Annotated in this window: 24 protein-coding genes; 17 read left to right on the forward strand and 7 right to left on the reverse strand. The window is 63.9% G+C overall.

All coding sequences use genetic code 11. The features are described from left to right. Positions 1-18: 18 nt before the first annotated feature. Complete coding sequence (locus SO156_RS16315; protein ID WP_498535500.1) at positions 19-3057, reverse strand: efflux RND transporter permease subunit; 3039 nt, start codon at positions 3055-3057, stop codon at positions 19-21. Beyond that, the gene (locus tag SO156_RS16320; RefSeq protein WP_458150351.1) at positions 3054-4157 is read right to left on the reverse strand and encodes an efflux RND transporter periplasmic adaptor subunit; all 1104 of its coding nucleotides are present in this window, start codon (positions 4155-4157) and stop codon (positions 3054-3056) included. Before SO156_RS16320 ends, SO156_RS16315 begins: the two co-directional genes overlap by 4 nt. Positions 4158-4485: 328 nt before the next feature. On the opposite strand from SO156_RS16320, the gene SO156_RS16325 reads away from it, so the two are divergent. The 7 genes from SO156_RS16325 to SO156_RS16355 all read left to right on the forward strand — a co-directional run bounded on the left by SO156_RS16325 (position 4486) and on the right by SO156_RS16355 (position 9399). Next, positions 4486-5007 carry a Na+/H+ antiporter subunit E gene (locus tag SO156_RS16325; protein WP_458150350.1) on the forward strand — a complete coding sequence of 174 codons (522 nt, stop codon included), beginning with the start codon at positions 4486-4488 and terminating at the stop codon, positions 5005-5007. After that, entirely contained in the window at positions 5000-5281 is a 282-nt protein-coding gene (locus SO156_RS16330; protein ID WP_458150349.1) for an MrpF/PhaF family protein, read from the forward strand. Before SO156_RS16325 ends, SO156_RS16330 begins: the two co-directional genes overlap by 8 nt. Continuing rightward, positions 5278-5571 carry a cation:proton antiporter gene (locus SO156_RS16335; RefSeq protein WP_498535501.1) on the forward strand — a complete coding sequence of 98 codons (294 nt, stop codon included), beginning with the start codon at positions 5278-5280 and terminating at the stop codon, positions 5569-5571. Before SO156_RS16330 ends, SO156_RS16335 begins: the two co-directional genes overlap by 4 nt. After that, positions 5568-6512 (forward strand): MnhB domain-containing protein, encoded by a 945-nt coding sequence (locus SO156_RS16340; RefSeq protein WP_498535502.1) that lies wholly within the window; start codon positions 5568-5570, stop codon positions 6510-6512. The genes SO156_RS16335 and SO156_RS16340 overlap by 4 nt, the downstream gene beginning before the upstream one ends. Beyond that, positions 6509-6853, forward strand: coding sequence for an NADH-quinone oxidoreductase subunit K (locus SO156_RS16345; protein WP_498535503.1), 345 nt, complete (start codon positions 6509-6511; stop codon positions 6851-6853). Before SO156_RS16340 ends, SO156_RS16345 begins: the two co-directional genes overlap by 4 nt. Before the next feature lie 137 nt (positions 6854-6990). Next, entirely contained in the window at positions 6991-8622 is a 1632-nt protein-coding gene (locus SO156_RS16350) for a complex I subunit 5 family protein (protein WP_498535559.1), read from the forward strand. 273 nt (positions 8623-8895) lie between these two features. Beyond that, positions 8896-9399, forward strand: coding sequence for a DUF1269 domain-containing protein (locus SO156_RS16355; protein WP_498535504.1), 504 nt, complete (start codon positions 8896-8898; stop codon positions 9397-9399). A 15-nt stretch (positions 9400-9414) separates the two neighbouring features. Here the strand turns inward: SO156_RS16355 and SO156_RS16360 are convergent, their stop codons facing one another. Next, positions 9415-10128, reverse strand: a complete 714-nt coding sequence (locus tag SO156_RS16360) for a Bax inhibitor-1/YccA family protein (RefSeq protein WP_498535505.1) — start codon at positions 10126-10128, stop codon at positions 9415-9417. A 229-nt stretch (positions 10129-10357) separates the two neighbouring features. On the opposite strand from SO156_RS16360, the gene SO156_RS16365 reads away from it, so the two are divergent. From SO156_RS16365 to SO156_RS16410, 10 genes are all read left to right on the forward strand, one after another. Next, entirely contained in the window at positions 10358-10540 is a 183-nt protein-coding gene (locus SO156_RS16365) for a DUF6894 family protein (protein ID WP_498535506.1), read from the forward strand. Between the two features lie 218 nt (positions 10541-10758). After that, positions 10759-12198: a basic amino acid/polyamine antiporter gene (locus SO156_RS16370; RefSeq protein WP_498535507.1), complete on the forward strand. Its 1440-nt coding sequence runs from the start codon at positions 10759-10761 to the stop codon at positions 12196-12198. 34 nt (positions 12199-12232) lie between these two features. Next, complete coding sequence (locus tag SO156_RS16375) at positions 12233-12469, forward strand: hypothetical protein (RefSeq protein WP_498535508.1); 237 nt, start codon at positions 12233-12235, stop codon at positions 12467-12469. A gap of 41 nt (positions 12470-12510) precedes the next feature. Beyond that, on the forward strand, positions 12511-13647 hold the full coding sequence (locus tag SO156_RS16380) for an AI-2E family transporter (protein ID WP_458150339.1): 1137 nt from the start codon (positions 12511-12513) through the stop codon (positions 13645-13647). Further along, a complete protein-coding gene (locus SO156_RS16385; protein ID WP_458150338.1) occupies positions 13644-14246 on the forward strand; it encodes a hypothetical protein in 603 nt (200 codons plus the stop codon). The genes SO156_RS16380 and SO156_RS16385 overlap by 4 nt, the downstream gene beginning before the upstream one ends. A 1-nt stretch (position 14247) precedes the next feature. Next, positions 14248-14733: a DUF992 domain-containing protein gene (locus SO156_RS16390; protein ID WP_498535509.1), complete on the forward strand. Its 486-nt coding sequence runs from the start codon at positions 14248-14250 to the stop codon at positions 14731-14733. Between the two features lie 158 nt (positions 14734-14891). Further along, the gene (locus tag SO156_RS16395) at positions 14892-15170 is read left to right on the forward strand and encodes a DUF308 domain-containing protein (RefSeq protein WP_498535510.1); all 279 of its coding nucleotides are present in this window, start codon (positions 14892-14894) and stop codon (positions 15168-15170) included. A 21-nt stretch (positions 15171-15191) separates the two neighbouring features. Beyond that, positions 15192-15515, forward strand: a complete 324-nt coding sequence (locus SO156_RS16400; RefSeq protein WP_458150335.1) for a twin-arginine translocation signal domain-containing protein — start codon at positions 15192-15194, stop codon at positions 15513-15515. A gap of 104 nt (positions 15516-15619) precedes the next feature. After that, a complete protein-coding gene (locus SO156_RS16405; RefSeq protein WP_498535511.1) occupies positions 15620-16843 on the forward strand; it encodes an efflux RND transporter periplasmic adaptor subunit in 1224 nt (407 codons plus the stop codon). Then, positions 16840-19992, forward strand: a complete 3153-nt coding sequence (locus SO156_RS16410; RefSeq protein WP_498535512.1) for an efflux RND transporter permease subunit — start codon at positions 16840-16842, stop codon at positions 19990-19992. The genes SO156_RS16405 and SO156_RS16410 overlap by 4 nt, the downstream gene beginning before the upstream one ends. Before the next feature lie 37 nt (positions 19993-20029). On the opposite strand, the gene SO156_RS16415 is transcribed toward SO156_RS16410, so the two are convergent. From SO156_RS16415 to SO156_RS16430, 4 genes are read right to left on the reverse strand one after another with little or no spacing between them, the layout of a single operon-like run. After that, entirely contained in the window at positions 20030-20797 is a 768-nt protein-coding gene (locus tag SO156_RS16415; RefSeq protein ID WP_498535513.1) for an SDR family NAD(P)-dependent oxidoreductase, read from the reverse strand. Further along, positions 20794-21906: an ABC transporter ATP-binding protein gene (locus SO156_RS16420; protein ID WP_458150331.1), complete on the reverse strand. Its 1113-nt coding sequence runs from the start codon at positions 21904-21906 to the stop codon at positions 20794-20796. The genes SO156_RS16415 and SO156_RS16420 overlap by 4 nt, the downstream gene beginning before the upstream one ends. Positions 21907-21916: 10 nt before the next feature. Then, the gene (locus tag SO156_RS16425) at positions 21917-22774 is read right to left on the reverse strand and encodes a carbohydrate ABC transporter permease (RefSeq protein WP_458150330.1); all 858 of its coding nucleotides are present in this window, start codon (positions 22772-22774) and stop codon (positions 21917-21919) included. Next, positions 22767-23615 carry a carbohydrate ABC transporter permease gene (locus SO156_RS16430; protein ID WP_498535560.1) on the reverse strand — a complete coding sequence of 283 codons (849 nt, stop codon included), beginning with the start codon at positions 23613-23615 and terminating at the stop codon, positions 22767-22769. Before SO156_RS16430 ends, SO156_RS16425 begins: the two co-directional genes overlap by 8 nt. Positions 23616-23680: the final 65 nt, after the last annotated feature.

Raw genomic sequence — 23680 nt, forward strand, 5'->3', positions numbered from 1 at the left:
CTTCAGGCGATCGCAATCCTAGCTTCGTCCTTGTTGACCGAACCAGGTCACGTACAATGTCGGCAGGAAAACGAGTGTCAGAACGGTCGCAACCAGAAGCCCGCCCATGATGGCGACGGCCATCGGTCCCCAGAATACGGTCGGCGCAATAGGGATCATGCCGAGAACGGTCGATACGGCCGTCAGCATGATCGGCCGAAATCGCGAGCTGCTGGCATCTACGGCCGCCTCCCAGGGACCCTTGCCTTGCGCACGCTCCGCGTCGATCTGGCTGATGAGGATCACGGCGTTCTTGCTGATCATGCCAAGCAGCGCGAGCACGCCGAGAATTGTGACAAAGCCCATCGGCCTGCCCGAGAGCAGCAACGCGGCTACCACGCCGATCATCCCGAGCGGCGCCACGCTCAAGACCATCAGCAATCGCGGGAAGCTCTGCAACTGAACCATGAGAACCGTGAGCATGACGAACAGCATCATGGGTACGACCGCGATGACGGACGCCTGCGACTTCTGACTCTCTTCCACGGTCCCGCCGACGACCACATCGTATCCAGGGAGAAGCGTGGTCCTCAGCTTCTCCATGGCGGGCGACAGTGAGTCCACGACGGCGCCCGGGAGTACGCCGCCGGTGATGTCGGCACGGACCGTCAGGGTCGGAACGCGATTGCGCCGCCAGATCAGGGGATATTCTTGCTGGTATTCGAATGTCGCAAACTGGTTGAGCGGCACCGTCTTCCCGCTCGGGAGCGGCACCTGGAGCGTACGCAGGGTGGACAGCGAGACCCGCTCTTCATCGAGTGCTCGTGCCACGACATCGACCAGATAGATGTCGTCCCGGACCTGGGTCACAGTTGCACCGGATATGACGGTGTTCAACACGCCGGCGATCGCCTGCGAGCTCAATCCAAGCAAGCGCGCCTCATCCTGATCGACGCGGATGCGCACCTGGCGGTCGGGCTCCATCCAGTCGAAATTGACACTTTTCGCGTTGGGGTTGGAGGCGATGGTCTGCCCGACCCTCAGCGCGATCTCCCGTACCTTCTCCACGTCGGGACCGCTGACCCGATATTGCAGCGGCCAGCCAACCGGCGGACCGAGCTCCAGAGGAGACACGGCCGAAACCGCGCCTGGAAACTCTTCCGCCAGGAAGCGCTCCAGTTTCGCGTGCAGGCGCTCGCGCGCCGCAACATCCTTTGCCACCACCACGGCCTGGGTGAAGAAATTGTTCGGCAGCTCGACGTTGAGCGGCAGATAGAAGCGGATCGCGCCGCGTCCCACATTGGTGCTCCAATGATGGACGTCCGGATCTCCGGCCAAGGCCGTATCGAGGCGCTTCGCCGCCGTTTCGCTCGCGTAGATCGACGCATTCTGCGTCAGGCTGAGATCCACCAGCAATTCTGGCCGATCGGACGACGGAAAGAATTGCTGCGGGATCAATGGCAGAGCCAGAATGGACGCAACGAACAGCGCAAGCGATATCGCGATCGTCAGCCATTTGGCGCGCATGGCGACCGAGAGAAAGCTCCGGTAGAAGCCGTATATCCTGCCGGGCGCCGCCGTGCTTCTCTGCTTCGGCGGAACGAGAATGACGACGCCCAGCAACGGCGTAAAGATCACAGCCACGAACCACGACACCAGGAGCGCGATCGCAACCACGGCAAACAGCGAGAACGTGTACTCGCCGGCCGAGCTCGCGGCAAAGCCGACCGGTATGAAGCCCGCGATCGTCACGAGCGTGCCGGCGAGCATGGCAAAGGCGTGGCTGCGATACGCGAACGTCGCCGCCTCCATCTTGCTGTCGCCTTCCGCCAGCCGGTTTAGCGTGGCGTCCGTGGTCGTCATCGCATCGTCGACCAGCAACGCGAGCGCGATGATGAGAGCGCCAAGCGATATCCGCTGCATGTCGATGCTGATCAGCTTCATGATCGGAAAGACGATCGCGAGCGTCAACGGGATGGCAAGCGCGATGATGAGGCCTGGACGAACGCCGAGGCTGATGAAGCTCACGGCGAGAATGATGGCGATTGCCTGCAGGAGCGACGTCATGAACTCGCCGATCGCGCCGTCCACCACGACCGCCTGATCGGCCACCAGGATCGGCTCGATTCCGATGGGAAGGTTTGCCGTGATCTCGGCCATCGCCTTCTTGATGTTCCTGCCGAGCGCAAGAATGTCGCCGCCGTCACGCATTGCGATCGCGAGCCCGATTGCCGGATCACCATTGACCCGAAACATCGGTTGCGGAGGATCGACGTAGCCGCGCCGCACCCGCGCGATGTCGCTCAGGCGGATCATGCGGCCGCCGGCCACGAAATTGACGTTCGCGATATCCTGTTCCGACGAGAAGCCGCCCGACACCCGGACCGAGATGCTCTCCTTGCCCGTCTGAATCGTGCCTGCGGGCCGCACGATGTTCTGCGCCTGCAGTGCGGCGAGCAGTGCCGCGCGATCGATGCCCAGGGTGGCGAGTTCCTGCTTGGAGAATTCGACGAAGATCACCTCGTCCTGCACACCGAGCAGCTCGATCTTCGACACGTCGGGGACCTGCAGCAATCGGGAGCGGATGTCCTCGACATGGTCCCGCAACTCGCGCTGCGTGAAGCCGTCGCTGGTAAAACCGTAGATGATCCCGAAAGTATCGCCGAAATCGTCGTTGAAGCCCGGACCGATCACGCCGGCCGGCAGGGTTTGACGCATGTCGCCGACGCTCTTTCGCACCTCATACCAGGTATCGGAGACTTCCCTCGCGCTCGCGCTTCCCTTCAGGTTGACGAAGATCGTGGTGAGACCTGCCCGGGTGAAGCTGCGCAGGAAATCCAGATGCGGCGTTTCCTGCAACTGGCGTTCGAGCCGCTCCGTAACCTGCTTCATGGTCTCCTCGGCCGAGGCTCCCGGCCAGGCGGCCTGGACGACCATGGTCTTGATAATGAAGGACGGATCTTCGTTCCGGCCCAGCCGGAAATACGCCAGGCACCCGGCAACCACCGCGACTATCATGATATAGACGACCAGCGAGCGGTGCTTGAGCGCCCATTCGGAGAGGTTGAAACCGGTCATGGCTCCGACCCGAGCACGCGAACCTTCTGGCCCGGGTGCAGCGCCTGAACGCCCGCGGTGACGATGATGTCACCGGCGGCCAGGCCCTGCGAGATGATCACCTGCGCCTGGTCGTAGCGCAGGACTTCGACGTTGCGCGCCGAAACCAAGTTGGTCGCGGGATCGACGATCCACACAGCGGGCTGCTGGTTCAGCCGGGTCAGCGCCGATGCCGGTATGTCGATGACCGGTCCCGAGCTGGTTTCGACGCGTCCGTTCACGGTTGCGCCGAGCTGCATCGCCGCGGGAGGATCGGTCAAGCCGACCTTGACCTCGAACGTCCGGGTGACGGGATCGGCTTGCGCTGCAATCTGGCGAATGCGTCCCCGCGCCGTGACCCTCGGATCGTCGGCCAGGCTGACAATCACCTCCACGCCGGCCGGTGCCGACCTGACCAGTTGAGCGGGAACGTCGAAAACCGTGTCACGGCCATCCTGCCGCGCGATCCTCGCGATCATTTGCCCGGCCTGAACAACCTCGCCGGCCGACGGTCCTGTCGCGGTGATCTTGCCCGGCGCGTCGGCGCGAAGCTCGGTGAAACTGACGAGGTCGTTCGCGGAGTTCAGTTGGGCTTCGGCCGCATCGACCTGCGCCTGGGCAGTCTGTTGGGCCTGCGTCGCCGCCTCGAAGTTCGCCCGCGTGGTCCAGCCCTGCGCCAGCAAGGTCTCTTGGCGCTCATAGTGGTTGCGCGCCTGCGTCAACTGGCCCTGGGCCGCAGCAAGACCAGCCTTTGCCTGACGCAGCGCGTTCAGCTCATTCTGCGACTCCAGTCGAGCCAGCAATTGTCCCGCCTCGACCCGATCACCGATTTTGGTGTCGTTCGCGAGCAGGCGCCCCGAAATGCGGAATGCGACGCTCACTTCGTCCTCGGCCTCGATGCGCCCCGTGAAGGTCACTGGCGAACGGGCCTCGCGCTTTTCGACCGTCTCGGTGCGAACCGGGCGCGGCTGCGGCACATTTTTCGTTTCGTCTTGCCTTCCGCAGCCCGCCAGCAGCAGCGACGATGCTGCCGCAAGCGTCAACAGGAAGACCTGACGAGACGTCGTTCGGCAGCCGCACATGAAGCTGGGCCCTTCGCGTTCCGGAATCGAGTGGTTGCCGGGCGATCAGCGGTTCCGAAGGTTGCGGGTTCCCGGTGTTGTCTCCGGCATTTTTGCTGAAGGGCCCGGCCGTCAACATCGGTAATTCTACTCGGTGTGGCCGGATGGAATCGTGGTTAGCCAGGGTTCGGACCCTAGGAGATTCCCGGGACGCGATCAGGCAATCACCCGATATTCCCCGGTTCCACCGATGGCGCATGATGCAATCGTCCGTCGTTGCAGCGTGCAAGGCCGGTTCAAGACACGGCCGAGCCCGGTGCGTGATCCGCGGGCGATCGAGGAAGCCGACATGACGGGATCCTCAGGCGACCAAGATGCACGCTCGGGCATCACGAATGGCGGCGTGTGGTCGAGTGTGATCTCGCGGGCCGCATTGTTCCTCTGTCTCTGGCTCGTGCTGGCCGGTGCCAGGCCGGCAGATCTTCCTGCCGCGGCGGCCGCCGTGGCGGCCGCAACCTGGACGAGCCTGCACCTGCTGAAGCCGAGCCCATCGCGGCGTTCGCTCAATGCGATTGCCCGACTGGCGCTGCTCTTCCTGTACCACTCCGTCGTCGCCGGATTGGACGTTGCACGACGCGCGCTCGATCCCCGGCTGCCGCTCCGCCCGGGATTCGTGGCTTATCCAACCCGTCTTTCGCCCGGCATGCGACGTAACGTGTTCACGACGTTTACCAGCCTGCTGCCGGGAACGGTGCCATCCGGGGAGAGGAACGGAGATATCCTCTATCATTGTCTCGACGTCGAACAGCCCGTGCTTGCCGACCTTGCCGCAGAGGAAGCGGCGCTCATTCGAGCTCTGTACAATGACTGATTTTCTAACCGCAGCGGTCGGCTTCATCCTGACGATGCTGGCGCTCGGGCTGGTGTCGATCTTGCGCGGTCCGGGGGACGCCGATCGCATGATGTCGGCGCAGTTGATCGGGACCGGAGGGATCGCTGCGCTGCTGCTGCTTGGCACGGTCACGGGCGTGCCGGCTGCCGTCGACGTGGCGCTGATCCTGGCATTGCTAGCCACCTTCGCATCCATCGCGTTCGTCAAGAAGGGGCTTTCGCGCCTCGAAGCCGATTCAACAGACAGCCCATGAGCCTCGCAGGCGACATCGTAACGATCGCGAGCGTATCGGCAGGCGCCTTCTTCTTTCTGGCCGGCACCGTCGGCCTGCTTCGCTTTCCCGACACCTTGACCCGTCTGCATGCGCTCACCAAGGCGGACAATCTCGGCCTGGGCTTCGTCGTGCTCGGATTGCTCCCGCAGGCAGCAAGCCTGCGTGACGGGTTGAAATTGATCAGCATCTGGTTGCTGGCGCTGCTGGCAGGCGCAACCGTCTCCCAATTGATCGCGCGTAGCGCGCGCCAAAGCGGATCGGCCAGATGAGCATCGCGACAGTCTTCGAGATCGTGCTCGCCGCCGTGGTACTAGGCCTCGCCCTCTGGACGATTGCCGTACGCGAGACCTATTCGGCAACGGTCGGCTTTGTCGCCTACGGACTGTTGGTTGCGCTGATCTGGGTGCGTCTGGACGCCGTTGACGTCGCCCTGACGGAGGCCGCAATTAGCGGAGGCCTGGGTGGAATCGTGCTGTTGGGTGCCGCCGCCCGGCTACGGGACACAGAGGCGACGACCACGGAAACACCGAGCCGGATGGTGCGTCTCGGCGGGGCTGTACTCTCCGCGGCAGTCGCTGCCGCACTAGCGATCTTGATCCTGCTCTTGCCTGATCCCGCACCAACGCTCGCGCCGGCAGCCGTCGCGAATGCCTCGGCGACAAGCCTCGCCAACCCCGTAACCAACGTGCTGATGGCGTTCCGCGGGATGGACACCATGCTCGAGAAAGTCGTGCTCCTGCTCGCCACCATCGGTGTCTGGTCGCTCGCATCGGATCAGGCCTGGGGGGGCCGTCCGGGACCCCGCCACGAAGCCGATCCGAATGGCGTTCTCGCCTTTCTTGCGCGTCTCTTGCCGCCCGCCGGTATCGTCATCGGCATCTACATCCTGTGGACCGGCGCCGATCATCCGGGCGGCGCGTTTCAGGGCGGCGCGGTTCTGGCATCGATGTGGCTCCTGGTCATCATGGCGGGATTGGCGGACACGCCGCCTGCGAGCAGCCGACGGTTGCGACTTGTCCTCGTGGCCGGGCCCGGCCTGTTCCTCCTCATCGGTCTTGGCGGGCTCTGCTTCGGCTCGGCGTTTCTTGCCTATCCGATCGCCTTCGCCAAGCCGCTGATTCTGGGCATCGAGATCGCGATGCTGCTGACGATTGCGGCCACGCTCGCCCTGCTGCTCGCCGGCGCACCGGAACGGAGTGTGCAGCGATGAGCGCCGTGACGGTATTCGGATTGAGCGCGGCTGCCGCGGTCGGACTAGGGCTCTACGGCCTGATCACGAACCCGCAGCCGCTGCGCAAGATCATCGCGTTCAACCTGCTCGGCAGCGGCGTATTCCTCCTGTTCGGCATCATCGGACGCCGGGGCGCTGCGGCGGGCTTTGGCAACGATCCGGTGCCGCAGGCCCTGGTGATTACCGGGATCGTCGTTGCGTTCTCCGCGACAGCCCTTGCGATCGCCCTGTTGCTGCGGCTGTTCCAGACCTCCGGCTCCACGACACTGCGCAGCGACGCGCCGCGCATGGGCCGGCGCGCCGACGCCTCCGGTGGTTGATGCTGCCCGCTGCTCCCGCGCTGGCGACGACGGCAAACGGCTTCCTGCTGGTGCTGTCGATCGTCCTGCCGGTCGCGGGCGTCGTGCTGGCCTTCGCTCTCGGTGACCGTCACGTCCGGCTGGTTGCCTTCGCAGTCATGCCGTTGGGGCTGGCGGTCGCTGTGGCTATTCTGCTGGCGTTGCCGCAGAACGATGGTCACCTCGTCTATTTGCTCGGCGGCTGGGTGCCACCGCTTGGCGTCGCGCTGCGTGCGGACGGACTGTCAGCTGTGATGATTGCAGCGACGGCGGTCGTGATCTCTGCGGTCGCCATCTATGGCGCGTCTGATTTTCGGCCTGCAGCGGCGGCGCGGGCACCGGCCGCATTCTGGATTCTGCTGCTGGCAATATGGGGGGCGCTGAACACGATCTTCGTGGGGGGAGACCTCTTCACGCTTTATGTCGCCCTGGAACTGTTGACATTCGCCGCTGTGCCCTTGGTCTCGCTCGACGGCCGTTCGGAGACACTCCAGGCGGCGTTGCGATATCTGCTCTTCGCGCTGCTTGGGTCGGTGCTTTATCTGGCGGGCACGGCCCTGCTCTATGGTCTCTATGGCACACTCGACGTCGTGCTGCTCTCACGTCGCGCCAACGCGCAGCCGGGCACGCTCATCGCCGCTGCATTGATGACGACCGGCCTTCTTGCCAAGACTGCACTCGTTCCCTTGCATCTTTGGCTGCCGTCCGCCCACGCGGGCGCTCCGGCGACCGCCAGCGCGATCCTGTCGGGCCTCGTCGTGAAAGGGTCTTTCTTCATCATCGCACGACTTTGGTTTCAGTTGATGCCGGCATTGCCTGGCTTCGCGGCTACCCAGCTACTCGGAGCGCTGGGAGCAACGGCAATCGTGCTCGGAAGCTTTGTCGCTCTACGGCAGGAGCGGCTGAAACTCCTGATCGCCTATTCGACCCTGGCCCAGATCGGCTATCTCTTCCTGATGTTCCCGCTGGCACTGGATGCGTCGGACAGGCTGGAGGCCGGCGATGCCCTGGCAGGAGGAATGCTACAGACCATCACCCACGCCATGGCAAAGGCGGCGATGTTCATGGCCAGCGGATCGATTTACGGAGCACTTGGTCATGACCGCGTCGCAGGGTTAGGTGGTGTTGCGCGAGCACTCCCCCTCAGCACCCTGGCTTTCGCGTTCGGCGGAATTGCGCTGATGGGCGTACAGCCGAGCGGCGCTTCCGTTGCCAAAGATCTGCTGTTGCAAGCCGCGGCTGAAAAGGGACAATGGTGGTGGGCAATTGTGCTCCAGGCCAGCGGGATATTCACAGCCGCCTATGTTGTGCTTGTCCTGGCGCATGCGTTCGCACCTTCGCCGAACCTCATTGCTCTTTCGAGCCCGGTGCCACGAATTCGGGACTTGGCGCCGCTTGTGCTGGCTTTCGGCTCGCTCCTGCTCGGCCTCGTGCCCTTCGGAAGTTACCTTCCGGCTGCGTACGACACGGCGCCAAGCGGGTTGAACTTTGCGCCGCTGTCGAAAGCTATTGTCCCCGTTTTCGGAGGCACCGTACTGGCATTCCTCGCCCGCCCGGGGGCTCATTCGCTCGCGTCTCCCACAGCCTGGAGGCTTGTCATGCGCCCGGTTTGTTCGCTCCGGAAAGGCTGCATCGCGCTCGGCGACCTCATCGAACAGGGCAACGATCTTCTTTGCCGATGGCCGATGGCAAGTATTTCCCTTCTTTCACTCGCTGTGCTCTTCAGTACTTTGATGCTTGCAACCGTGTAAAGCGACGGCAGACCGTAGTTCGGATCGCTCGGACGGCCGGGAACTTGCCCAGTTTGCCAATGGTTGAAGGTACTCCTAGTCGAGGATCAGGATTTCCCTCCTCGCCGGGGGCCCGGCCGATCGCCTCGCGCCCGCCCCTTCGCGCATCAGAATATTCATCCCTTGAGCCCAGGGTTTTCTCCGATGCCGCGCATAGCGGCCGCGGACTACCGTGGTGCCGGAGCGCACCATCAGCAGCATCCCGCCCAGCCGACAGAGCTCAAGGAGGTTTCGATGTCCGATCTCGTCGCGATCGTGTACCCGACCGAGGCAAAAGCCGAGGAAGTGCGTCAGCGGCTGCTCAAATTGCAGAAAGAATACCTCATCACCATCAGCGACGCCGTAATCGCGGTCAAAACCGATACCGGCGGAATCAAGCTCAACCAGCTCGTCAACACGACGGCCGTGGGAGCGATGACGGGAAGCTTTTGGGGACTCCTGATCGGCGTGCTGTTCCTGAATCCGATCCTCGGCGTTGCGGTCGGGGCGGCGTCCGGCGCGCTGGGCGGCGCACTGTCCGATTTCGGCATCGACGATGCCTTCATGAAGGAGCTGTCCGGCAACCTCCACACTGGCAACGCGGCCTTGTTCGTCCTGATCAAGCACATGACGGCGGACAAGGTGCTCAAGGAGATCAAGGATGCCGGCGGCGTCGTGCTGAAGACATCCCTGGACGAGAGCAAGGAAAAGTTGCTGCGCGACGCACTCGCCAGCGCGGCAGAGCGACCGGCGGCCTGAGGCCGCCTTCGCTGCTCAGCGTCGGCTGCCGGCGAGGCGCAGCAGCATCATGAACAGGTTGATGAAGTTGAGATAGAGCGACAGCGCGGCAAGAACGGACTTCCGGCCTGCCGAGGTCTCATCGTCCCCGCTGTCGTACATCGCCTTGATGCGTTGCGTGTCATAGGCAGTGAGGCCTGCAAAGACACCGACACCGATGATCGAGATCAGCCAGTCGAGCCCGGACGACCTCAGGAAGAGGTTCACCAGGCTTGCGATGATGATGCCGATCAGGCCCATGAACAGGAAGGTGCCGACGCCCGACAGGTCGCGCCTCGTCGTATACCCGAACAGGCTGAGTGCGCCAAAGGTCGCAGCCGTGATGAAGAACACGCGTGTGATCGAAGCGCTCGTGTAGATATGGAGCAGGATCGAGAGCGATATGCCGACCAGGGCGGCATAGACGAAAAACAGCGTCCTCGCCGTCGAGACCGCCAGCGTATTGATGCGCGATCCCAGGAAGAATACCAGCGCGAGTGGCGCCAGGATGAAGACCCACATCACCGGACTTTGCAGCCAGCTGGGATCAACCAGCTGATAGGTCAGCCACGCCGCAACCGCGGTCACGGCCACGCCAGCGGCCATGTGATTGTAGATCCGCAACATGTAGTCGCGCAGTCCGGCGTCAATCGCAATCGCGCTGCCGCCGGCCTGACCTGAGGCGGCCAGGTTCTGATCATAGTTCGACATCGCTTTCCTCCTCTCGCGCGTCGGCGGGATGAGATCAGGCTATTCCAGTGCGCAGCTCCCGGACATCGGCTGATCACCCGAGGAACCGGGGCAAGATTCCCCTAGTTCGGGGAAGGCCGCCTCAACCTTACGGAAGCGAAATCCGCCGGGCCGCCCGTCATTCCTTTGGCGGATGTGCCTTACGGGTTTGTCACTGGCAGCCGTCCACGCGCCGGCCTAGTTCAGCAGCATGCGCTACTTCTTTCATATCGTCGACAGATATGGCGTCTTCCCCGACTGGATTGGATGCGAGCACGCCGACCAGGATGCGGCGCTGGAGCACGCCAGGCGGATTGCAGCCGAGCTCGCCAAGACCGGAGAGTTTTTTCGCGAAAGCTTCGTGTTTGTGGCGTGCGCTGCGGTATCCGGTTAACTGTCGAGTTCCGAGCGATGCACGGTCGCTGAAGGCTGAGCCGCTGTCCGCGAGCTCCCGGCGATGCCGATTTACGGCCATCACCCTCTACAGAGAATCCCTGATGTGCGGACGGGAAAGCCGCCTCTAAGGTTGCAGGCCTCAAGGGTCGACGCCATCCCGCGAACCCCGCGGTCTGTCGTATCAGGCTCATCTCCGATCGGGAGGCCATTCCCGTCATGGCTCCTTCGTCGCACGAGGCCGCTCAGACGCTCTCTCGAAGCGCGCTCACCGCGCTCGTGGTCGGGTCGATGGTGGGTTCGGGCATCTTCGCATTGCCCGCATCCTTCGGTCGTGCCACGGGCGTGCTTGGGGCGATCATCGCTTGGATCATTGCCGGTACCGGCATGCTGATGCTGGCACTGGTGTTCCAGGCGCTCGCACGCCGCAAGCCGGAGCTCGACGCAGGCATCTACGCTTACGCCAGGGCCGGATTCGGCGATTACATCGGCTTTGCCTGCGCCGCCGGCTATTGGATCGGTTGCTGTCTTGCCGACGTCACCTGTCTCATCCTGATCAAGGCCACGCTCGGGCAGTTCTTTCCCGTGTTCGGTGACGGCACGACGCCGACGGCGATCGCGGCGGCATCCGTGCTCCTGTGGGGCGTGCATGTCCTGGTGCTTCGCGGCATCAAGGGAGCGACCACCCTCAACACAATCGCAACCTACGCCAAGATCGTCCCGATCCTGACGTTCATCATCGTGGCGATCTTCGCCGTGGACGCCGGACGGTTGTCACAAAGCTTCTGGGGAACGGACGAGCCAGCTCTTGCGGACGTTTTCACTCAGGTCCGCGGTACGATGCTGCTCACCGTCTTCGTCTTCGTCGGGATCGAGGGGGCAAGCGTGTACTCGCGTTATGCCAAGGACCGCTCCGACATCGGGGTTGCGACCGTCATGGGCTTTCTCATCGTTTTGAGCCTCCTCGTCCTCGTGACGCTCCTTTCCTACGGCGTGCTGCCGCGCGAGGCGCTGGCCGCGCTTCCGACGCCGTCGATGGCCGGCGTGATGGAGGCGATGGTCGGCCGCTGGGGCAGCATCTTCATCAGCGTCGGACTCCTGATCTCGATCCTCGGAAACTACCTGTCATGGTCGCTGCTCGCAGCTGAAGTCCTGCACTCGGCGGCGCTGAACCGCACCATGCCCTCCTTCCTCGGCAGCATGAACGCGCACCAGGTCCCGGCGGGCGCGCTCTGGCTCACCAACTGCGTCATCCAGGCCTTTCTGCTCGTCACCTGGTTTGCAGAATATGCCTTCACGCTCGCGCTGAAGATGACCAGCGCGATGACCCTGATCCCCTATTTCTTCGTCGCGGCATATGGGCTGAAGCTCGCCTCTCTCGGGGAGACCTACGATGCAGGCGAGCGCGCCCGCACCATCGACTGGATCCGCTCGGCCGTCGCGACGCTCTATGCCGCCGGCATGATCTATGCGGGCGGTCCCAAGTTTCTGCTGCTGTCGTCCATCCTGTATGCGCCCGGAACGGTGCTATTCTTTCTCGCAAAACGCGAGCGCAAGGAGACGACCTTCAGGCCATTCGAAGCCGTCACATTCGCAGCGCTGACGGTCGCTGCATGCGCCGGCATCTATGCACTGACCGTCGGAGCGATCTCGATCTGAACCCATTCGTTTGGTTGTCAAATTGGAGGCGAGCATGAACATCCGGGCCCTCTGCGCCGGTCTGATCTTTGGACTGACGGCAGCGATTGCACCTTCGACCCCATCCCTGGCGCAATCCGACACCAAGGGCGTGGCCCCGCCGAAAGAGCCAGGCGCAGCCGCACCCAGTACAACCGCACCCAATACCAACACGAACCCGACGAAGCACCGCTACTGGCGTCATCGCGGCGGCGTCCATCCACACTATGGCAGCCGTCGGGTTCGCACCTAGAGCAACGCAGGGATCGCCGAATCCCGCGAATTGGTCGATCGATGAGCGACACACGGATCGGACAAGACAGGCTCCGCGAGGTGGTGCGGCGCGACGAAGCCGACCCCACCGGCAGCGATGGCCGGCGCAGCCTGCTCACGACGGGGCTCACTCTGCTTGCCGCATGCGTCGCACTGTTCCTGGCATGGCAATCCGTTTCGAGCCTCCTCGTCGTTTTCGCGGGCGTGTTGTTTGCGGCCTTGCTGGATGCCGCCGCGCGGGCGCTCGCGCACGCCCTCCCGCTGAAGCGGGTCTGGCGATTGACGCTCGTGCTTCTGTTCCTCACCGCCCTGTCGGGACTTGGCCTCGTCTGGGGTGTGCGCAAGCTGCCGGAGCAGACGCGAATATTGCTCAAGGTGATGGACACCCAGCTCGACATCCTCCAACAGCATCTATTGTCCTACGGCGTCGATCTGCTCGGCCCGGAGTGGGGTCGGGATTTCGCGCAATGGCTGCTCTCCGATCAAGGCCGGCTTCTCAGCCACGCCCAGTTCGTGCTGGGCGGCGCCTCGAGCGTGCTGACCGCTACGCTTGTGATCCTGTTCCTCGGAATCCTCTTTGCGTTCGACCCCACCAGCCATCGCGAAAGCCTGGTGATGCTGGTGAAGCCGTCATATCGGGCACGGACGCGCGAGGTGATGGACGAGATGGGCAACGTCATGCGGCTCTGGTTCGTGGGACAACTCATCCGCATCATCCTGATGACGCTGTGCGTCTGGGTCGCGCTTTACCTGATCGGGCTGCCCGGCCCATTCGTGCTTGGCCTCCAGGCAGGGTTGTCGAACTTCATCCCCTATCTCGGGCCGATCGTCGCCGCCATTCCGATCGCGCTCGTCGCGATGCCTCTTGGCGGCTCGCTGCTGATCTGGGCCGTCGTCGTCTACACCATCATCCAGTCGGTCGAAGGCTATGTGATCGGGCCGCTGATCCAGCGCCAGGCCGTGGAAATCCCGCCGGCCTGGACCCTGGTCGCGATCGTCTTGCTGGGCGCGCTGTTCGGCGTCATGGGCATTGCGCTGGCGATGCCGCTGGTTGCCATCGGCCGGGTCGCGATCATCAGGTTCTATGTCGAGGATTATCTCGGCGATGGCCCCAGACTGGCGCTCAACAACGGCAAATCACGCGTGGGTGACCCATGAACGACACTGAGCGCGAGATGGATACGCAGCAGGCCGAGAGCGGCGAAGCTCATTCGGGCATGGCCCATTTCCTGTGGCAGCAGCTTCCTTATATCGTGGCGCTGGTGCTGGCGATTGCGGGCGTCGGCTACACCAATGTCTCGCACCAGCCGCTCGTCGGTTATTGGGAGTTCCTGGCGCTTGCCATCGGCGTGGTCTGCGTCATCACCAAATGGCGGGAGGTCGAAGCTAGGGATGCCAAGTTGCGGTTGATCTGGACACAGGCGCTGCACTGGGTCGCCGTCCTGGTCACGATGAACATCATCCTGGTGTCGGGCGTGCAGCAGCTGCTTCCGACACCGGCAACCGGGCTCGTTTTGCTGACGTTGCTCGCGCTCGGAACGTTCCTGGCGGGCGTCAGCCTTCTGTCGCTGCAGATTGCCTTCCTCGGCCTTGCGATGGGCTTGGCAGTTCCGGCGATATCCTGGCTGAAGCAGTCCTTCTTCTTTTTCCTGCTGGGCGCCGTGCTCCTCATCGGCCTCGGCCTGACCTTCTGGCTTCGCCAGGACCGGCGGCCGAGGACCGCGCCCGCCGACACCAAGACGCACATGGAGACCTGACATGCGAATGACACGGATCATTGCAGTGATCGGCGTATCGGCGCTGCTATGCGCGCTTACCCTGCCCGCGCGCGCGGAGACCTTCAGGGTCGGCCGGCTCCTGTGTTTCAGCAACCCGCGCGTAGGGCTGGTGCTCGGATCGGCGCAGACGCTGCGCTGCGTGTTCCACGCGAGCAATCCGCCGCGGCAGTACATCTATGAGGGGCGGATCAGGCGCATTGGTCTTGATATCGGCGTGACCAGCGCAGGCACTCTCTCCTGGGCCGTGCTCGCCAAGAACTCGCGCATCGGCCCCGGCACCCTGCGCGGCAACTATGTTGGCGCGAGCGGCAATCTCGCACTGGGGCCCGGCCTCGGCGCCAATGTCCTGATCGGCGGCTCGCGGCGCAGCGTGATGCTGCAGCCGCTCTCCATCGAGCGATCGATCGGCCTCAATCTCGCAGCGGGTGTCACCAATCTGACGCTGGGGCCGAGGGGACGGCGATAGCAATTCGCTGGCGCCTCTCGAGCGATCGCAGCGTCGCCATTCATGCAAATGGGAATATTCCCGCTCCATTGATCAGGGTTTCGTCGGATGTCGGCGTTGCGGGTTCCAAGCTAGCATTCAGGCGTGTCGATCGAGCCATTGCCGATGAGGAGAATGGCATGGCAGCCTATGACAGCCGAACCGACATCGAGGGCCTCGCTCCGCCCCCATTCTGCGTCTGCGCGCTGCTTGGCATCGTGCTGATCGCCGCCGGTCTTTTTGCACTCGGTGACGTCGTGTTCGCAACACTCATCAGCGTCAAGCTGATCGGCGTGATCGCGATAGCGGCCGGTGCGTTCGAGATCATGCGCGCCTTCTGGACCAGGGGATGGGCGGCTTCCTGTGGCAGGTTCTGCTTGGCGGCTGCTCTATGCGCTGCGGTCCGTGGGGCGAACTGAGTGACAAAAGAGGAGAAGATGATGAATGCTCCCTCCCGCCGTGCTTTCCTCGGCTTTGCCCAGAGTGCCGTTGCCGCCGCAGCGATCGGCGCCATCGGCGTTCGCTTGATCGAGACCGCGGAAGCCATGCCGATCGCTCCCGATCTCGGGCAGGCGGGGACGCCGTCCGATCTCGTGACGCAAGCGCAGTGGGGACCGGGACCTGGCTGGGGACCTGGAACTGGCCCCGGTTGGGGACCCGGCCCCGGCTGGGGACGACCGCCACCACCGCCGCCGCGGCGCAGGCGCCGCTGGGTCTGCTGGTGGCATCGCGGCCGTCGTCAATGTGGATGGCGGTGGCGCTAGGAGCCGTCGCAAAGGCTACGACGAGCCTGCACGCAGCAACCGCGCGCCGCGGGCGTGAGTGAGGCCTGCGCCACTGATGTCAGGGCCGGGGCAAGGAGCGGACGATGGACCTTGCGCAAGCCTCGGTCAGACTGCTGCTGGCAAGCCTCGTGACGATCATCACCACCGGCGGGACAGCCTGGACGCAGCCTGCTCCCGCCGGGCCGCCTGCGGTCGGCGTCGTGGAAGCAGCCAAGCGGCCGATCACCGAGACCAGCGAATTCATCGGTCGGATCGAAGCGATCAATCGCGTCAACGTCGTCGCACGCGTCACCGCGTTTCTGGAAAAGCGGCTGTTCGTCGAAGGCGCGGAAATCAAGACCGGAGATCAGCTCTATCATCTCGAACGTGGCCCCTTCGAAGCCGACCTCGAGGCAAAGCAGGCACAGGTGGCGCAGCTCCAGGCGACGCTCGAAAACGCCAAATTGACCACCGAACGCGCGCGCACGCTGCTCGGCGGACCGGCCGGACAACAATCGACCTACGACGCCGCCATTGCGAACCAGCGCAGCCTGGAAGCGCAGGTACAGGCCGCGCAGGCACAGGTCGATGCGTCCCGGATCAATCTCGACTACACCGTGATCAGCGCAGCGATCGACGGCAAGATCGGACGCACGTCAGTCACCGAAGGCAACGTCGTCAGTCCGAGCTCGGGCGTGCTGACCACCATCGTCAGCCAGGACCCGATGTACGTCACCTTCCCCGTGCCGCTTCGCCAGGGGCTGGAATTGCGCGAGCGCTATGGTCCGAAAGGCGGCCTGGAAGCCGTGGTGATCAGGTTGCGGCTCCCCGACGGCCGCATGTATGGCCAGACCGGCAAGCTGAATTTCGTCGACAACACCATCGCGCAAAACACCGATACGGTCACCGTGCGCGGCGAGATCGCCAACCCGATCCTGCGGGCACCTTCGGCCGCGGGCGTGACCGTCCACGAACTGACCGACGGCGAATTCGTCACCGTCGTGCTCGAAGGCGTCGAGCCCGTCGAGGTGCTGGCGATCCCCCGCTCCGCCGTGCTCTCGGACCAGCAGGGTGATTATGTTCTCACCGTCGGTGCCGACAACAAGGCCGAGCAGCATCGCATCAAGCTCGGACAATCGACGCCGACCATCGCCGCCGTGATCAGCGGGCTCACCGCCGGCGACAAGGTCATTGTCGAGGGCCTGCAGCGGGCCCGCCCCGGCCAGGTCGTTGCGCCGGGTCCGGCAAGCCCGCTGATCCTGTCGAGCATGAACGCCGCCACAAGCGATACCGGCACGTCCGGCAAAGCGGTAGGCGCCAAGCCATGATGTCCGCGATCTTCATCGATCGTCCGCGACTGGCGATGGTGATCGCATTCATCATCACCATCGCCGGTGCACTCGCGCTGATGCAGATCCCGGTGGCGCAGTTTCCGGACATCGTGCCGCCGCAGGTCTCCGTCTCCGCCACGTTCCCCGGCGCGTCCGCGGAGGTGGTCGAAGGCAGCGTCGCCCAGCCACTGGAGGCGCAGGTCATCGGCGTGGACCGCGCCCTCTACATGAAATCGACCAGTGCCAATGACGGCACCTATACGCTGACCGTTTCCTTCGCGCTCGGCACCAATCCCGATATCAATACGGTCAACGTCAACAATCGCGTCCAGAGCGCGCTGTCGCAACTGCCGACCGAAGTGCAGCAGCAGGGCGTGACCGTGCGCAAGCGGTCCTCGGCGATCCTGCAATTCCTGGTGCTCTACAGCGCCGACGGGCAGCAGGATCCGCTCTTCATCACCAACTACGCCATCATCAACGTGCTCGATGCCCTCGCGAGCACGCCGGGGGTCGGCCAGACCAACCTGTTCGCCAAGATGAACTACTCGATGCGGATCTGGTTCGATACGCAGCGGCTGACCAGCCTCAATCTGACACCGTCGGACGTCATTGCCGCGATCCGCGCCCAAAGCGTCCAGGCACCGGTCGGCCGCATCGGGGCGCGGCCGATCAGCGATGACCAGCAATTCCAGTTCAATGTGCAGACCCTCGGCCGGCTCGCCACCACCGATCAATTCGCCAACATCGTGCTGCGCGCCAATCCGGACGGTTCCTCGCTGCTGGTGAAGGACGTCGCCCGGGTCGAGATGGGCGCGCAAAATCTCGACAGCGAAGCACGGATCGATGGCCGCTCTGCCGTGCCGATCGCGATCTATCTCGCACCGGGCGCCAATGCCGTGACGACGGCGAAGGCGGTCGCGGCCACGATGCAACGACTGTCCAAGCGCTTCCCGACCGGGCTCAGCTACCTCGTGCAATACGACTCCACGAGCTTCGTATGGGATACGATCACCGAAGTCCTGCGAACCCTGGCCGAGGCCTTCGTCCTGGTCGTGATCGTGGTGTACCTCTTCCTCGGCAATCTCCGCGCCACCGTGATCCCGGCCGTGGCCGTTCCCGTAAGCCTGATCGGCACTTTCGCCGTGCTGCTGATGGCCGGCTATTCGGCCAACACGGTGTCGCTGCTCGCAATGGTGCTCGCCATCGGCATCGTCGTGGATGACGCCATCGTGGTGGTCGAGAACGTGGAACGTGTGATGGAGGAAGAGCCGGCGCTGTCCCCCATCGAAGCCAGCAAGAAGGCCATGACTCAGATCACGGCGCCGATCATCGCGATCACGCTGGTGCTGCTCTCCGTATTCGTGCCGATCGCGTTCATTCCGGGCATTTCCGGCACGCTGTTTCGCCAGTTTGCGGTCACGATCAGCGCGGCCATGATCATCTCCGCATTGAACGCGCTGACATTGTCGCCCGCGCTCTGCGCGCTGTTCCTGCGCCACACCGGGCCTAGGCGCGGCATCATCGGGCGCGTGCTTGGCGGCATCGACTGGTTGCGAGACCGTTACAGCAGCGGGGTGCGCTGGCTGTTGCGCACGGCCGCACTCTCCCTCCTGTTCGCTGCCATCTTCGCCGCCGGGATTTTCGGCATGTCGCGGATCACGCCGACGGGATTCCTGCCCGAGGAAGACCAGGGCGCCTTCTTCACGTCGGTGCAACTCCCCGACGGCGCGTCGGTCGCTCGCACCAGCGAGGTCACCCAAAAGATCGAGGACATCCTGAAGAAAATGCCGGCGGTTGATCACGTCCTCGCCGTCATCGGCTTCTCACTGCTCGACGGCGCATCCGAGCCGAACAGCGCGCTGGTCGTGACCCGGCTCAAGCCTTTTGCCGATCGCAAGGCCGCGGCCGATTCCGCACAGGCATTGATCGCGCAAACCTTCGCAGCCGGCGCGCAGATCCCGCAGGCAAACGTGCTGCCCTTCAACATGCCGCCGATCATCGGCCTCTCCACCTCCGGCGGGTTCGAATACCAGCTCGAGGCGCTGGAAGGACAAAGCCCCGCGGCGATTTCCAGCGTCACCGGCGCATTGATCAGCGCCGCCAACGCCGATCCGCGGCTGGCTCGAGTCTTCTCGACCTTCACCGCGACCAATCCTTCGATCTTCCTCGACATCGACCGTCGCAAGGCGCAGGCGCTCGGCGTCAACGTCAGTGACATCTTCACCGCCTTGCAGGCGACGCTCGGCGGCATCTACGTCAACAACTTCAACCTGTACGGCCGCACCTGGCAGGTCAACGTCCAGGGCGAGGCATTCGATCGCGCCGATATCTCCGACATCTGGCGGATCTATTTGCGCAACGACACCGGCCAGATGGTGCCGATACGGACGTTGGCCGGCATCAAGATCGTGACCGGACCGCAGGTGATTACCCGCTACAACAACTATCGCTCGGTAACGGTGAACGGCAGCCCGGCGCCAGGCATCTCGTCCGGCACCGCGATCGCGACCATGGCGGAGATCTCCAACGCCGTGCTGCCGGCGGGCTACAGTTTCGAGTGGACCGGCACCGCCTATCAGGAGCAGCAGGCCGCCGGCCAAACCGGCATCGTGCTGATGCTCGCCGTATTGTTCGCCTATCTGTTCCTGGTCGCGCTGTACGAAAGCACGGTGATCCCGATCCCGGTGCTCCTGTCGGTCGTCGTCGGAGTGCTCGGCTCCTATGTCGGTATCAAGGTCGCCGGCCTCAATCTCGATCTCTATGGCCAGATCGGCCTCGTGGTCCTGATCGCGCTCGCCGCCAAGAACGGCATCCTGATCGTGGAATTCGCAAAGGAGCAGCGCGAGGCGGGCGTGGCGCTCCACGATGCGGCGATCCAGGGAGCGCACATGCGCTTCCGCGCGGTCATGATGACATCGGTTGCGTTCATCCTCGGTCTCCTGCCGCTCGTCATCGCGAGCGGTGCCGCCGAGCTCAGCCGCCGTGCCGTCGGCACCGCGGTGTTCGCCGGCATGCTGGCCGCCAGCTCGATCGGGATCTTCATGGTGCCGATGCTCTACGTGACGTTCCAGCGCCTGCGCGAGCGGGCGAAGGCGAAATCCGGATCAAACACCCACCTGACGCCGCCCGTCGATGAAACGACCTAGACCATGACGCGCAAGTCGTGGCCGGACGTGTTCTTTCCTAGCCAAGGCCGCCGTCGACCTGAAAGCACTGGCGTGTGATGCGCTGGCTATTGTCGGAGGCGAGGAACAGCGCCATCTGCGCAATGTCATCCGGCGTCACGGCGTCCGGAATGGCCTGTCGCGTGCGGAGTTCTGCGATCTTTTGCTCGTCCGGGTACCAGAGCCGGCGCTGACGCTCGGTGATTACCATGCCCGGCGCAATCGCATTGACGCGGATGCGGTCGGGGCCGACCAGCCGGGCAAGCGCGTTGGTGAAGCCGACGATCGCCGCCTTGGCCGCGGCGTAAACCGGCAGCGCCGGCGCGCCGCGTATCCAGGCCACTGACGACATGTTGATGATCGAACCACCACCGCGTGCCTGCATCTGCGGCACGACCGCTTGCGCGGCGAAGAAGACGTGTTTGAAGTTGACGCCGATTGTCCAGTCGAATTCTGCCGGCGTCACCTCGGACAGCACCTGGCGCTGGTCGTTGGCGGCGTTGTTCACCAGCACCGCGGCATCGCCAAGCGTACCGTGGACCCGTGCCATCGCCTCGCGCAGAGCCTCGATGTCGAGCAAGTCGCACGACACGAACAGCGGCGCTGCGCCGCCTGCGCCCGTCACCTCCCGCACCAAGGCTTCACCGGCATCGGTGTCGATGTCGAGAAAAGCGACGCGGGCCCGTTGGGCCGCGAATGCGCGCACGAAGGCCGCGCCGATACCGCTGGCGCCGCCTGTAATCAACACCACCTGGTCCGCAAGGCTGGGATAACTCGTCTCGGTCATGCGATCAGCCGCTCCGTCTCGGGGTCGAACAGGCAGATGCGGCGCGTGTCGAGTGCGAAGGCGGCGCGCTCGCCGGGCACCGGCCGGATGTCGGGCGCGATCCGCGCCAATGCGGACTCGCCGCCGAGCCGCAGCAACACGATGGTCTCCGCACCGGTGGGCTCGACCATCTCGACCGGCGCGTTGACGACGACGGGCGCGCCGGCGCCGTTGAAACCGCGATTTCCCTCGGCGATGCATTCCGGCCTGATACCGACCACGACGTCGCGACCAACGAAGGACGCGGCCGCGTCGTATCCTTGCAGGCGCAGCCGGGCTTCGTCCGGCCGCCCCGCGCCGATCACGACCACTGGCCCGCCATTGTCCGCTTCGAGACGTGCCTTCATCGTGTTCATCGGCGGTGAGCCCATGAAGCGCGCCACGAACAGATTGGCCGGATAGCGGTAGACTGTGTCGGGATCGGCGAACTGCTGCACCTCGCCCTGGTGCATGACCGCGATCCGCGTCGCCATCGTCATCGCCTCGATCTGATCGTGGGTGACGTAGACGATGGTGGCGCCGATGCGCTGATGCAGCCGCTTGATCTCCATCCGCATCTCGACGCGCAGCTTGGCATCGAGATTGGACAGCGGCTCGTCGAACAGGAACAGCAGTGGATCGCGCACCAGCGCGCGGCCCATCGCCACCCGCTGCCGTTGGCCGCCGGACAGTTGCGACGGCTTGCGGCCGAGCAGCGGCTCGATCTGGAGCAGCTTGGCCACATTCGCCAGCGCCTTTTCCTGCTCCGCTTTCGGCACGTGGCGGCACTCCATGCCGAAAGTGATGTTCTGGCGCACCGTCATCGACGGGTAGAGCGCATAGGACTGGAACACCATCGCGATGTCACGGTCCTTGGGCGGGATGTCGTTCACGACGCGTCCGCCGATCTCGATCGTCCCCGCGCTCGCACGATCGAGCCCGGCCACGATGTTGAGCAGTGTGGACTTGCCGCAGCCCGACGGCCCGACCAGTACGGTGAACTCGCCGCTCTCGATGTCAAGATCGATGCCCTTCAGCACCTCCAGATTGGCGTAGCGCTTCGACAGGGCGCGAATGCTTAGTGCTGCCATGACAATCCCATCATTTCACGGCCCCGGCGGTAAGGCCGCGCACGAAGTACCTGCCGCCGAAGAGATAGATCAACAAAGTAGGCAGCGCTGCGATGATCACCGCAGCGCTCTGCACGCCATGCTGCGGGATATCCGCGATTGCTGCAGATAGCGCGATGAGAGCGGCCGTGACCGGCTGCTGTTGGCCGGTCGTGAACGTCACGCCATAGAGGAACTCGTTCCAGATGTGCGTGAACTGCCAGATCACGGTGACGATCAAGATGGGGGACGAGAGCGGCAGAATGATGCGCCAAAAAATGCGAAAGAACCCGGCGCCATCAATGCGCGCAGCCCTGATTAACTCATGTGGAATGGCGACATAGTAATTTCGGCAGAACAGCACGGTGAAGGAGAGCCCCTGGATCGTGTGAATCAGCACCAGGCCTGTCAGCGTGTTGATGAGACCGATGTCCCGCAGCACGATGGTCCAGGGCAGCAGGCGCATCTGCTGCGGAAGGAACAGACCAAGCGTCACGATGCCATAAATCCAGTTATCGCCGCGGAAGCGCCACAGCGACACGGCGTAGCCAGCGATCGCACCGAGCACGGTGGAGAAGATAGTCGCGGGAATCGTGACCAGCGCAGAGTTCAGCATGTAGGGCCGGATGCCCGCACAGGTCTCGGCGACGCAGAAGCCGCTCCAGGCCTTGAAATAGTTGCTCCAGGCCCAATGTTGCGGCCAGCCGATCATTGAGGCCTGCGCGATCTCCTCGTTGCTACGGAGCGAGTTCAGCACGACGACAACCAGTGGCGCGAGCCAGACAGCCGCGATCAACGACACGAGCAGATAGATCAGAATTCGGCTCGGCTTGAAGGCTCGGTCACGCATGCGTCACCCGCCGTCGCTGGTAATAACGCCACGCTGCATATGGCACCAGCACCGCAAGAAGAATCAGCAGCATGAGCACCGCCGCGGCCGCACCCCGACCGAGCTGGCTGCGCTGGAACATGAGATCGTAGACGACCAAAGCCGGTAGCTGGGTCGCGATCCCGGGCCCGCCGTTGGTGAGCGCGCGGACGAGGTCGAAGGCTGAAATCGCGAACTGCAGCTGAACGACGATCACGGTTATGGTGATCGGCCACAGCGTTGGCAAAATGACGCGCCCGTAGATCCGGATCGGTCCGGCGCCGTCGATCTGCGCCGCCTTGACGATGTCGGCATCGACGGAACGAAGGCCGGCAAGGAAGAGCGCCATGGCGAAGCCCGAGGATTGCCAGATCGCAGCGATAACGATCGTCCAGATTGCCATGTCGCGGTTGACCAGCCAGTCGAACCGGAACGAGGTCCAGCCGAGGTCATGGACGAGCTTCTCGATCCCGATGCCAGGATTGAGCAGCCAGCTCCAGACCGTTCCGGTGACGACGAACGACACCGCCAGGGGGTACAGGAAGATGGATCGCAGCACGTTCTCGCCACGAATGCGCTGATCGAGCAGGATCGCAAGCACGAGGCCGGTCATCAAGCTCAGCAGCACGAAGGCACTGCCAAACAGCAGCAGATTGTCGAAGGCGATCTGCCAGTTTCGTGACGCCAAGACCGACGTGTAATTGCGCAAGCCCACCCAGCCCGAGACCGGAACAAGCGTCGATGGCGTGAACGAAATCCAGATCGTCCACAGCGAAAACGACACGAGATGCGCGGCGGACAAGAGCAGCGGCACCCAGATCATCAGATATTCGGGCAGCCGGCGCACCACGTCGGGAATCGCCGGCCGGCCCGGTCGCGTTGCTGTAG

It is taken from the genome of Bradyrhizobium sp. UFLA05-125, from assembly GCF_059803515.1.